The 12388-nt window shown below is 53.1% G+C and carries 10 protein-coding genes and 2 pseudogenes; 7 read left to right on the forward strand and 5 right to left on the reverse strand.

Annotation, left to right across the window (positions count from 1 at the left end; genetic code table 11):
• Positions 1 to 2 precede the first annotated feature (2 nt).
• The 3 genes from GOV45_RS04175 to GOV45_RS04185 all read left to right on the forward strand — a co-directional run bounded on the left by GOV45_RS04175 (position 3) and on the right by GOV45_RS04185 (position 2717).
• Entirely contained in the window at positions 3 to 965 is a 963-nt protein-coding gene (locus tag GOV45_RS04175; protein WP_367648649.1) for a 2-hydroxyacid dehydrogenase, read from the forward strand.
• 13 nt (positions 966 to 978) lie between these two features.
• On the forward strand, positions 979 to 1851 hold the full coding sequence (locus tag GOV45_RS04180; protein ID WP_170474594.1) for an NAD(P)-dependent oxidoreductase: 873 nt from the start codon (positions 979 to 981) through the stop codon (positions 1849 to 1851).
• A 209-nt stretch (positions 1852 to 2060) separates the two neighbouring features.
• Positions 2061 to 2717 (forward strand): DUF924 family protein, encoded by a 657-nt coding sequence (locus GOV45_RS04185; RefSeq protein ID WP_170474597.1) that lies wholly within the window; start codon positions 2061 to 2063, stop codon positions 2715 to 2717.
• Between the two features lie 175 nt (positions 2718 to 2892).
• Here the strand turns inward: GOV45_RS04185 and GOV45_RS04190 are convergent.
• Positions 2893 to 3605 (reverse strand): annotated as a pseudogene (locus GOV45_RS04190) (IS6 family transposase).
• 103 nt (positions 3606 to 3708) lie between these two features.
• Positions 3709 to 5250 carry an adenylate/guanylate cyclase domain-containing protein gene (locus tag GOV45_RS04195; protein WP_170474598.1) on the reverse strand — a complete coding sequence of 514 codons (1542 nt, stop codon included), beginning with the start codon at positions 5248 to 5250 and terminating at the stop codon, positions 3709 to 3711.
• 510 nt (positions 5251 to 5760) lie between these two features.
• Between GOV45_RS04195 and GOV45_RS04200 the strand changes: the two genes are divergently transcribed.
• The gene (locus GOV45_RS04200) at positions 5761 to 7296 is read left to right on the forward strand and encodes a tannase/feruloyl esterase family alpha/beta hydrolase (RefSeq protein ID WP_170474601.1); all 1536 of its coding nucleotides are present in this window, start codon (positions 5761 to 5763) and stop codon (positions 7294 to 7296) included.
• 186 nt (positions 7297 to 7482) lie between these two features.
• Here the strand turns inward: GOV45_RS04200 and GOV45_RS04205 are convergent, their stop codons facing one another.
• The 3 genes and pseudogenes from GOV45_RS04205 to GOV45_RS04215 all read right to left on the reverse strand — a co-directional run.
• Positions 7483 to 8397: an MBL fold metallo-hydrolase gene (locus tag GOV45_RS04205; RefSeq protein ID WP_170474604.1), complete on the reverse strand. Its 915-nt coding sequence runs from the start codon at positions 8395 to 8397 to the stop codon at positions 7483 to 7485.
• Between the two features lie 710 nt (positions 8398 to 9107).
• Positions 9108 to 9767: a class I SAM-dependent methyltransferase gene (locus GOV45_RS04210; protein WP_367648655.1), complete on the reverse strand. Its 660-nt coding sequence runs from the start codon at positions 9765 to 9767 to the stop codon at positions 9108 to 9110.
• 537 nt (positions 9768 to 10304) lie between these two features.
• Positions 10305 to 10525 (reverse strand): annotated as a pseudogene (locus GOV45_RS04215) (IS3 family transposase); the annotation flags it as partial.
• Here GOV45_RS04215 and GOV45_RS23445 point away from each other — a divergent pair.
• From GOV45_RS23445 to GOV45_RS04225, 3 genes are all read left to right on the forward strand, one after another.
• Positions 10508 to 10642, forward strand: coding sequence for a hypothetical protein (locus GOV45_RS23445; protein WP_302478436.1), 135 nt, complete (start codon positions 10508 to 10510; stop codon positions 10640 to 10642). The pseudogene GOV45_RS04215 and the gene GOV45_RS23445 sit on opposite strands and share 18 nt — an antisense overlap.
• Positions 10643 to 10766: 124 nt before the next feature.
• Entirely contained in the window at positions 10767 to 11015 is a 249-nt protein-coding gene (locus tag GOV45_RS04220; protein WP_174823572.1) for a hypothetical protein, read from the forward strand.
• A gap of 244 nt (positions 11016 to 11259) precedes the next feature.
• On the forward strand, positions 11260 to 12201 hold the full coding sequence (locus tag GOV45_RS04225; protein WP_170474610.1) for a hypothetical protein: 942 nt from the start codon (positions 11260 to 11262) through the stop codon (positions 12199 to 12201).
• The last annotated feature ends 187 nt before the right edge of the window (positions 12202 to 12388 follow it).

Here is a 12388-nt window from a genome sequence, read left to right on the forward strand (position 1 = left end):
TCGTGACTGAGAAACCCGTCCTGTGGCTGCCGCGGCGCGTCTCTGACGCGACAGTCGAGCGTGCGTGCCGTGACTACGAAGTTATTCTGAACGACGACGACACGCCCGGCACGCCCGATGAGATCATTGCAATGAGCGCAAAGGTCGACGCGATGATGCCATGCCATTCCGAACATTTTTCAGCAGACGTTGTATCGCGGCTTGACCCGCGTCTGAAAATCGTTGCCAACCATTCTGTTGGTGTGGATCACTGCGACCTGCAAGCCCTTGCTGCCAAAGGTATTGTGGTGACGAACACCCCTGATGTTCTTTCGGACGCGACAGCTGAACTAGCGATGTTGCTTATGCTGGGGGCTGCGCGGCATGCCGTCCGAGGCGACCGCTTGATGCGTACCGGTGCATGGGATAGCTGGAGTCCGTCCTTCATGGTCGGCAAGCAGGTCACGGGTGCACGTCTTGGAATCGTCGGGATGGGGCGAGTGGGGCGGGCCTTTGCTGAAAAGGCGCGCGGATTTGATATGGATATCCACTATTTCAACCGAACCCGGCTGTCACCTTATCAGGAACTTGGCGCAACGTATCACGAAAGCATTGAAAGTCTTTTACCCGTAGCCGATTTCCTGTCACTCCACTGCCCGGCGACCTCAGATACAACGAATTTGATAAACGCAGAACGAATGGCGGCAATGCGAGACGGAGCAATACTGGTCAATACCGCCAGAGGCGCGCTTGTTGATGAAGACGCATTGTTGCAAGCCATAAAAAGTGAAAAACTGGCCGCGGCGGGACTTGATTGCTTCAAAACCGAACCCGGCGGAAACCCGAAATTTGCAGACCACGAGAACATCTTCATGTTGCCCCATATCGGTAGTGCCACTACAAAAACTCGGGACGCTATGGGCTTTCGCGCACTAGACAACCTAGACGCTTTCTTTGCCGGCAAAAAGCCGCGGGACCTACTTTAAAAAGGAAATTCAAATGGCAAAACTTGCGTTTATTGGCCTTGGCGTAATGGGCTATCCGATGGCCGGACATCTCCAGGCGGCAGGGCACGATGTAACTGTTTATAACCGTACGTCGACAAAGGCTGAAGAATGGGTCGCGGAACATGGCGGCAGCATGCGCGCTACTCCGCGAGAGGCTGCAGTGAGTGCAGATTTCGTAATGACATGCGTGGGAAATGACGATGACCTTCGCAGTGTTTGCATTGGCCCGGAGGGCGCTTTTGCAGGCATGTCAGCAAACGCAACGCTCGTTGACCATACTACTGTTTCCGCGAAGGTGACTCGTGAGCTATATTCCGCTGCCAAAGAACAAGGAGTGGGCTTTCTAGACGCGCCGATATCCGGTGGGCAAGCGGGTGCTGAGAACGCGGTTCTTTCCATTATGTGTGGCGGAGACCAATCCGTGTACTCGGCCGCAGAACCCATCATGAAAGTTTACTCGAAAATCTGCCGCCGAATTGGAGAGAGTGGCGCGGGTCAGTTGACCAAAATGAGTAACCAGATTGCAATTGCTGGTTTGGTCCAAGGCCTGAGCGAAGCTTTGCATTTTGCAGAGAAGGCAGGCCTTGATGGACGCTCGGTAGTTGAAGTCATCAGTCAAGGGGCCGCAGGAAGCTGGCAAATGGTCAACAGGTACGAAACCATGCTGGACGATCATTTTGATCACGGATTTGCCGTGGACTGGATGCGAAAGGATCTGGGTATCTGCCTTGATACAGCCAACGAAACCGGTGCTAGTTTGCCGGTGACCGCCCTTGTCGATCAATTCTACAAGGATGTTCAGAAACTCGGGGGCGGTCGGTGGGATACCTCTTCGTTGCTGAAGCGACTTCGCGCAATTGATTAGACTTCAAGTTTTTTCAGCGGCTGATTGTAGTGATGCTTAGCTACATCAGTCTGTAGCAGTAAATTCCCGAAGCGTATTTGGCGGGGGCGGTTAGGCATTGGCTTAGGAAGACATGCACTCGCCCTGAGTTCTCCTGCTCGAAATTCGGAGTTTTCTTTTCAGATGCAAAAATTTGGGCATACTTGGACGGCAATCTTCTGGAGGACAAGATGGCCGATCTAGACCCGCGTGCAACCCAGGTGCTTGACCTATGGTTCCCCGATTCCGGGCATTGGAACAGCGCCCAAGCACACCTTAATTTCTGGGACGAACGCATGCAGGGCGGCATGGACAACGTAATCTGCAGCGAGTTTGCCGATCTGACCCAGGCCGGGGTTCGCGGAGAGTTGGATGCGTGGGCCGAGACACCTCGCGGCAGAATAGCTCTGATATTGGTGCTAGACCAGTTTCCACGCTCGCTCTGGCGGGATACACCCGGTGCGTTCGGCCAAGATATCAAGGCTTGCCGGCTATGTTTGGAGGGTATTGGCAACGGGCACTACCAGTCATTGCCGGTACCATGGGAACGGATGTTCTACGTCATCTCCATCGGCCATTGCGAAGGCCCCGACCATTTGGAGCGGATGGACTTGTGCATCCGTCTAGTAGACGAAATGGAACCGATTTGGCCGGAGGCTCTAGCGCCCCTGGCTGATGGTGCTAACGGGCAAAATAAAACCGTGCGTGGCGTGATTGAGCGTTTCGGAAGACATCCCCACCGAAACGCGGTTCTTGGTCGAACGTCTACCGCCGCAGAAGAAGTCTACATTGCTGCCGGCGAATTTCCGCACCAGCGAAAAGCGTCGGACACGGTGGGAAGCACCTGAACGATCAAATGGAAGCGACGTAAAGCCAAGCGCAGCCGTTTCGTTAAGTACAAATAGAGCGTTGTTCGGTGAATGTCCGCGCTGCGCCCAATCTGGAGCCCTGTTTAAATAGTAAATTGAGAGGTGCTGTCAGACGAATTCTAACCAGTCTCAGTTTGCCGCAGAAACCGTGAATCTATCCGGAACAAAGTTCGCGCCACTCGGCAAGAGTTGCGGTGCGCGTCAGCTTGAAGGTGTCTCTGCTGGTCATCGATCTTTCCTGGTTGAAGTGGTTATAGACAGAAGAATGGACGGCGGCGATTTTCTGTAAACTTCGCATGCGCCTGAAGCGTTGCATGGCACGTTCGCGTCGTTGGAACGGCAGGTGCGAATTCTCAACGCGGTTGTTGAGCCACCTGCCCGTCTTTTGTTTTTCGAGCGATCCCAATTCTCTGAGCGCAGTCTTGTAGCAAGCAAAGCGATCTGTAACGACGGCTTCGCTTTTCCGTGTCGCTTCATCAATTTCCTGAGGAATTTCAATGCTGCAGCTTTGTTTCTGCGCTTTGTGACGACGGCTTCCAGCACTTCGCACTCATGATCTACGTCCCGCCAGAGATAGTGTCGCTGGCCATTCACCTTCACAAAAAACTCGTCCACGTGCCATTTCCATTTTGAAAAGGCTCGGAGTTGCTGAACCCGTTTCCTTCGGATCTCAGAGGCAAACATCGGGCCAAACCTGATCCACCAGTAGCGGACGGTTTCATGGCTGACATCGATGCCTCGCTCATGCAGCAGGTCTTCCACATTCCGAAGAAAGAGCGGAAACCGAATATACAGAATGACCGCCAAGCGGGTGATCTCAGGACTGGTTTCGAAATACTTGAAAGAGGCAGGTCTGGTCGTGGGCAAAATCCACCCAACCACCCTGCCCCGCTCAAGCAAAGTTAATCTGACATGCCCCCGCGAGTGAGTGAATGACTGCACCGAGCCCAAAATAGTCATTATATAGAGGTCAGATTTTGGCTTTGGCGCCGGTAAGGAACCATGTCTCCACGGCACCAATTCCTTTTACTTCTACCACGGCTCGAGGTTCAAATTCGTAGTCGGCCTGTAACTTCTCCCTTACAGCACCGGTCACTTGAATTTTCCCCGGTTCACCGTGGCTTTCCATCCGGCTGGCGGTATTTACCGTTTCCCCCCAAACATCGTAGAATAACTTTTGGTTACCAATAACACCGGCGACAGCAGGACCCGCGTGAAGCCCGATTCTGACTTGGAGCCCATCTGGGAAATCAGTTGACATGTCTGCGACCACCCGTTGCACGTCAAGAGCCATATCGGCAATACGACGCACAGGGTCACCCACTGGTGAAGGCATACCCGCCGCGACCATGTAGGCGTCACCGATCGTCTTGATCTTTTCCAAACCGTGCTTGTCTGCCAACTCGTCAAATACACGGAAAATCGTGTTCAGAAACCCGACCACCTCTTCCGGTGGCAGATTCGATGCCCGGGGTGTGAAATCGACGACGTCTGCGAAAAGTATCGCCACATTTGGCAATTTGTCTGCGATGGTCTGGTTCGGGTCGACCTTTAGTCTTGCCGCAATGTCTTCTGGTAGTAGGTTGTACAGCAACTTTTCCGACCGGATGTATTCAGCTTCCAGTTCCGCTCGCTGGGCCTCTACCGTCTCATAAAGATTACCCAGACGCTCACTTGTAGCATTCACGTCGTTTGCCAATTTACCAAGCTCGTCGCGATTGGGCACATTAACTCGCGCCGAGAAATCTCCTTTGGCGACAACGCTAAGTGTTTGGCCAATTCGGCGCATTGGCCAGATCAGCGACGACGAGATCGCGTAGCCAAGAAAGAGAGCTGATCCCATCGCAATTGCTGCCGCAATTACGACCATTTTGCGAGTCGACTGATAAACTTCAGTGTTCCTGATTGCGCGGTTGCTCATTTCTTTTTCAGCGGACTGCACGAGAGTATACGCATCGTCCTGCAATGAACGAATGCGGCGAAAGATCTGGTCCAGTCCCAATTCGACGACGTTCTGCATGTACCCGTCTTTTCGAAACCGCAGCATGGCGACTGCCTTTGTTTTTATGTCGCTCAATTCTGTGCGGATTACATCAATGGTTCGGGCTTCTTTGCTACCCGCTTGCACGAAACGTCGTATCCCTTGCGCGATGTGATGTTGCAGGTTCTCGATCTGACCAGTGAATGCACCGGACGAAAATGTAAAAATTTCGTCTGAACCGCCTCCGGGCGTCTGATCGATGATCAAAGACAAGTTCATCAGGTTCAGCTCGCTCAAAGCCAAATGAATTTCGTTGAAATATGCAATTCTCTCCTGATCGTGGATCATGGCGTCGACACGTTTGTTCGACTCCTGTAAGGCCGCCATCGCAAACAGCGCCAAGCCCAAAAGCAACAAGGTGATCCCCAAAAGCGCGACCAGCAGTTTGCTTCGTACAGATAGAGCCGCTTTTGCCACGATCCGTACGATCAGATTGGATTGTCGAGATTCCTTTTTGCTTTGCTCCCACATATGTTGCGCCCGTCTCGAATGGCGACGATACTTAGAACAGAGTACATATTGCTGCCCGACAAGTCACTTTGAACCCCAGTTCTACGGCATCTTTTTCCGTAAGCTAGTCGTAGCCAAGATTTGGGAGAGCGACCGCTTTTGGTGAGAGCGGTCGTTCCTGGTCGAAAGCCCGAGTTTTCTGGGTTGAACGTCCGCTCAAAGCCGCTAACCGGTCATCTGAGTAAATCAGTCAGGTGACTGCCTTGAGCCCAATGCAGCCGAAGCGAAATCGCGCCCTTCGCTCATGCAGCAAATTAATTGCCCCAACTACTCGCTGCATCGCAGCCTAAAAAGCGGACGTTCGTCGAGGCTGCGGCGAAGTCTTAAAAGCCTATGTCCGAGTTGCGGACGAAGCCGCCGTAGGAAAGGTTTCTACTGATCTGTATCAATGTGCCGTTTAGCTGTGCTCTGGTAGTAATTTTCTAAACGCGGAGGATTTGCCGCATGTCACCTATCTTTTGCTGCGTGCCAATGTCCGTTTCGTGTGCATGCCTTCTGTCGGCGTTAATTGTTGCCACAGGACCAGTTCTTGCAGCGGATTGCTCAGTTGATGTGTTCCCCACGCTTCCCGACGTTCAGATTGTTTCTGTGACGGCAGAAGCGGCCCCAGTGCCGCACTGCAAAGTAGAAGGGGTTATCGGCACAGAGACCAATTTTGAGTTGCTTCTCCCAGACGATTGGAATGGCAAGTTCGTGATGGGCGGAGGCGGTGGCTTTGTCGGGTCAGTCGTGAATGCTGCAACGGATTTCGTGGATGCTCTGGGAAATGGATGGGCAACGGTTGGTACGGACACCGGCCATCAAGGCCATAGCCTTGACGCAAGCTGGGCTTACAATAACCTCGAGCGTCTTGTGAGCTTCGGGCATCAGGCAGTACATAGAACTGCTGTCGTTTCTAAACCGCTCATTGAGGCCCATTACGGGCAGGAGATATCGCGTAGCATTTTCTTCGGATGCTCAAGAGGCGGCGGTCAGGCAATGATGGAAGCTCAGCGCCACCCTGAAGATTTTGACGGAATTGTTGCAATGGCTCCGGCGTTCAATTGGACACATGAGTTGGGCGCGCGCTGGATCGTACGTGCGCAAGCTATGTACCCTGATCCCAAACAAATATCGAAACCAGTGATTGGACCTGATGCACTTTCTCTCATAGGAAACGCCATTATGGCTGAGTGCGACGCCATCGACGGACTCGCAGACGGCATCCTGAACGACCCGAGGGAATGCTCCTTCGATGTAGCCAAGCTCGCATGCAGCGAACAGTCTCCGAACGAGTGCCTGTCGCCAGAACAAGTGGCGGCGGCAAAGGCAATTCACGATACATTCGAAATCGATGGTCAAACCCTTCACGGCACGCCAATCGGTGCCGAGCTGCCGGGCTCCCCGCTTGGATGGAACCTCTGGGCTACAGGCGGTTACACCCTAGATAAGGGCCTCGAGTATCATGAGGGGGCTGACAGTGGCGAGTTCCGGGCGCCAGCGGTGCCGAACGGATCATGGGCATTCGCAACCGGCATTTTGAGCTACTTCATCTACAACGATCCGAATTGGAGTTACGCCGGATATGATTTCTCCGATTTTGGCCCCAGCGCGGGCCGGGTTGCCCCGACGTTGAACGCCAATGATCCGGACCTGTCCGAATTCAGAGCGCGAGGTGGCAAACTTATCATCGACAACGGCTGGATGGACGGAAGCATGTCGGCGTACGGCACATTGGATTACTATGAACGGGTTCTTGCACTCGACGCGACGGCCAGCGAAGACGTCCGCCTGTTCCTGCGCCCGGGCGTAACTCACTGCAACGGCGGCCCCGGTCCCGACGGGACTGACTACCTCATTGCGATGGATGCCTGGCTTGAAACCGGGGTTGCGCCTGATGTTTTGCCGGCGCCGTTCCGCGGAAAAGACGGTGAGCGTATTATCTGCGCTCATCCTGGTGTTGTCACCTATGATGGGTCGGGCGATCCCAATAAAAAAGAGAGCTTTTCCTGCAGAGCGCCCAATTGAAAAGTCTAGCCTGAAGCCGTCGTTCGCCGCATAGTAGCGCCGGATAGCCAATCAAACGACCGCTTTGGACTCGAGGCAGTCATCTGAGCACTTTTGTCGGATGGCCACAAAGCGAATGAAACCGGACTCTCGATACCGTTACCCGAGCCAATGACAATGGCGTCCCATCCATCACTGTCTGTCAAGTTATCCCGTCCCTAAGATCCGATGCTCTTGTGGCGCGCGCGATGGCCTCTTTCGCCCCGAAATCATGGGACGCACAACCTCCAGTCCCGGCAAGCGGTCCCTAAGGCGCCGCACCTTGGCAAATGAGGCGCGCAACGTGTCCGGATCACCTGTACCCGGCACTCGATCGGCTTCAAGCATTGCCACCTCGTACGTCAGATCGGCCACCAAAAGGACCGGTTTCCAACCGTCCTGCCGGATCAGCATCGAAAGAGAGCCCGGTGTATGCCCCGGTGTCGGCAGCAAGATCATGGAGCCGTCGCCCGTCACATCATGCACCCCATCGAAATCGGCAAAAAGCGGATCATCTGACGGGACAAAGGAAATCTGTCGCCAATCTGCGCCCGGAATTTCGATGTGCTCGCGCAGAATCCACTCTTTCTCAGGATGGGGTTCCGACAAAATCGCCCATTCCCGCGCGCTGACCAAAAGCTCGGCCTGCGGGATTTGTGAAATCCCGCCGACATGGTCGAAATGCAGATGTGAGATCACGGCCTTGCGAATGTCTTTCACGTCAACACCAACGTCTAACAGCACATGGTCAACCCGGTCAGTCTCCTTGAGATCTAGACGAAAGATGCGAGAGAGGAGAAAGCGGCCGATGGCTTGGCGAATATAGCTTTTGTCAAACTGGACCGCCGGATCAATGCCCGTGTCAAAAAGCACCAAGCCATCGCGATGTGCGATCAGGAAGGCCTGAAGGGGCAAGAGCACCCATCTCCTGCCAAAGAACACCCACAAGAGCTGTGGACGTTGACTGCCGTATCGGTGTTCCCAGTGCTGTTCTGCCTGTCCGCATTGCAGAACCCGCACCGAGGCAATTGGCCGATCGACCGAATTAAACGGATCCCTCGCTTCTATTTGTGAGTGCGGCACAGGCAAATCCTTTGAAACACAATTTCAAAATCTAATGGCGCGAAAACTGAAGCGCGGCATCGTTCTCTGGATTGCATGCGATTGGGCCGGTTTCATTCACGTGAATCATTCCTCCTGAGGAGTGGCGTGGCTGCTTCAACAGAAGATCACGTGTGCACAGCACCTAGTTTTGTCTGCTTTGGGCTCGAAGCGGTCATCAGAGTCTTTCTGTCAGACGAGTGCTTAGGGGCGGATAGCAGCCATGGCTTGGTCGCTTTCCATATCACACATTAGATTGGCTGATGTCCCAGAACTCAGCCCAATTTCCCTTTGTAGCGGGAACAATGACGCAACTCGTTTAGTGCATAATTTACAAAATTAGATGTATGTCAGAATCTGTCGTGAAAATAGCGGTTGTCTATTTAGTCCTGGTTTGTCGCCGATTTTTCGCCTGGGGGCGCTTGGATGGAAGCTCTGCGAGCGCTCAATCCGACGCATATTGATACGTATACATTAATTAATTAATTCAGCCGACGGATGTGATGCGGACCAATAGCGACTTAGCTTCTATTCGCACTTTAAAAAAAGATATCGCAGAACTCTGCAACAGAATTTCGAACATTCAGGCCGCAGTCGCAACAACAACTCATTACTGATTTTCCAAAGGCCTGTGGTTGTTCACAGCGAGCACAATTCACGCTCCAAACGCGTGAAACTCGGCAATCGGTGTTTTAGGAGGAACCTCGATAAAACGGGGTGTCGACTAACTCCATTCCAATTGGGTCATCAAACAAATCCAAGAATCGCCGCGGTGAGTTCGTACGTCGAAGAAGGTAAAAGCTGCTGACAGCCAATCTCGGCATCATGTTCGCGACCAAGCGAGCAGTTTTGCGTCCAAACGGATAGAAGTTTGATCCACCCACTCGTTCTACCTTCAAAGTACCTGCAGCCTCGAAAAACCTACGCAGGCCAGGCACAGTGAAGCCTCTAACGTGCGGCCCAAGCACGTGGATGGCTGCCGGTTGCTGACCCGCTAACAAGAGCAAGCGGTTATGAAGTGATCCCAAGTTCGGTACGCCGATAATTGACGCTCCATCAGGTTTTAGAACACGCTCGATTTCGGACGTCAGCCAAAATATCTCTTTCAAGTGTTCATAGACCTGATTGCAGATAACCAGATCGATCGACCTAGATTCAAATGGCAACACCGATGTTTCTATATCGATTTCTGAAACGCCGACATCATTGCGCTTCAGGAATTCAATCGAGACTGGAAAAGATTCGATTGCTTGCAGGCACGCTCCAGGCAGCTGTTCGCGGACGGCCAAAATATCTTCTCCGCGTCCTGCGCCGATGTCTAAGATCACAGGTTCGTCCCGAGATCGGCACACCTCGATACTCCAATCTCGGATCAAATGACGTCCGTGTGACTCTCCGGCAGAGAGTGCTTTGAAAGACTTAAAAAAATTATACAAAAGCGTTCCTTTGGCATGGACAGCATCCAAAGCGCTGAAGTTGGAGATTCTGATTTCCTACGGGCGAAAGGGTAAATGTTATCGTCAACAGAGATCAATAAGCTTTTTCATGACAACTAAATATTTCATTATCAAAGAAGCTTCGCAAAACAGGATGACAGGCGAATCTTACCGGTAAACCCATTTGCAACGCATTTACAAGATGGTTCCTAGTTGTTTGGCGGTCGGAATTGCAGTTGCTGAAAATTCAGTTCCCTACAAAGCCTTCGATTTCGCATAGCCCATCAGCGCTCCGGCAATAAGCATTTTCCACGGCGGTAGGCTAGAGTTCGGTAAGATTTCGATTATGGTTATCGCAAGTACCAAGCAAAATGTGATGGTCACAGGTGTAAGCCTGCATCACCTTGTTTTCGAAGCCGTTGATCAGCCCACCTGAGTAGTCCAGTTTGATAGTTAGTGCATGATCGGCCTTTGGTCCAACTGGACGACGGCTTCAGGGGCCGGTGGGCGATAGTCCAGAGCACTATGGGGTCGTCATTCAAAAGCTCATCCCTAAACCTGGTGTTGAAGTTTTCGCTGTTTCCGTTTTCCCAGGGGCCGCCGGGTTCGAATTATGCTGTCTTTGCGCCGACGGTCGCGATCCAGTTCTGCACAGCTTGAGCAACGAACTCCGGGTCATAGCGCGTCGGGAAGAAGCGCCGTTTTTAGGTTATGGCCACGCGCGCAGCCATCACACAGCGCAGCGGGTGGCCATAGCGGTCCCGACGCGTTCACATCAATCACAGCGGTGAGGCTGGCATCGAATGAATTGAAGTATTCACGAAATGCTCTTTGATATTTTGCGCCGCTCCTGGCCGCATATTATTCTACACGGGAAAGACGTTTTTTTGAAGCGCTGCCGTGCTTTCTTGGCGCATGGATTGGTTTGTCCCCGGTGTCGAAGCCACAGGCCTGCGTCTTGCCCTGTCGCACGTGGGCATCATTCATTTTGAGGACGGCTTAATCGCGTCCGAACACATTTACTGGGACCAAGCCACCGTTCTTCGTCAACTTGGCCTGATTGGTGAGGACCTCCCGATCCTGGGGGCGCAGCAAAAAGACCGGTTGATTGACTCAATGGCGCCCGCAAATCAATTGATTGATCGCCTGGCGACATCTTCTTGACCGACCGGCGCTCGTTGTGAAGCGCAAAGCTAGCTGACGTCAATGAAGGTGCGCCAAGACGACGGCCTCATAGTAATAAAGAGATATGTCAAATGTTGTGATTGCGAGGATTAGAATAATAGTGCGTCCGCTTTGGGCTCGATGCGGCCATACTCCTGCGGTTTCTACTCAGACTGTTCTTCTAGGGTCAGGACGCTCACGGTAAGAATTGAATCCGCGACCCACATGTGCGGAGGTAACTTGTATGATCAAGGGTATTCCTAAGCGGACCAAAATCAGCGGCTTGCTAGGTGTGACGGCGGCAATCAGCGCCAGTGTTGTTTGGTTCATAATGTATGGACCGGGGTCTTGGACTGGCAACATATCCAATCGCGACCTCTTTGATTCAACGGCAGATGCTGGCCTGCCTAGAGAGGTTAATGGAAAATCCGCTAAACTCCTCTCGGCCTTCCACGGGCTTGACGCACTGCCACGCGTCTCCAATGTGATTTGCAGAGGGTCTGAGGGCAACACCGGAATGCCCGTGATCTTTTCGTCTGAGGTAGACATCTCGACGATGCAGGCAGGGGACTTTAAAGTCACAACCCGGTCGGGCGCGTCTGGGACGATGCACTGCGTGTCGGTGCTGCCTGCCACAGACCCTGGTGAGTTGCGCACGGTTCTTTTGATAGGGCAATTGGGACCCGCTGACAGTGACCCACCGGTTAGAGTCGACGTTGTCGGACATTTGCGGTCGATCGACGGGAAGCTAGATTTTCGGGGGGCTAGTGTGTCGGTGATACCCTTAGAAGACGGGCCGTCGATCGTTTTGGCCGAAGTCGTGGAGGACTGGACATTAGTCGGCACTTTGGGTCCGCGTCGCGTCAGAGGCAGCCTCTGCCCGACGGAAGGTATAGTTCAGGCGGTCCGTGTCACGTGGGAGGGTGGTGTGACGCTGAAAGATGGTAGCGAACCAGGTGAGGTAGAGCGCGATCAATATACGATCACCGTCGAGGCGCCCGATGGGACCCGTCGTGAAGTGAAGCCGATCGCGCTGGCCAACCTGGGTGACGGAGACAACAATCATATGCTTTGCATGGACACGACAGATCGGCCAATCTCAGTATCCTTTCCAGAAGGCATCTTGACGGACCCGAATGATGATTTGAACCCAGCCACAATGGTTTACGTAACTCCGTATCGCTAAACGTACTGTTATGACAACTCCGTAGACTTAGCGGCCATGGACACGTCGTCTCGTACCGGTGCGTTGTGAGGTGCAATAGGCTTGAGCGATAGATGCGGGGTAGAAGGTCAGGTTTGGGCTCGGTGCGGTCGTTGGCCGAAAAATCGCAAATGACCACTATGCGGACAAAGCCGTCGTTCGCTGCTGA

The organism is Ruegeria arenilitoris (assembly GCF_013035425.1).
Taxonomy (GTDB): domain Bacteria; phylum Pseudomonadota; class Alphaproteobacteria; order Rhodobacterales; family Rhodobacteraceae; genus Ruegeria; species Ruegeria arenilitoris_A.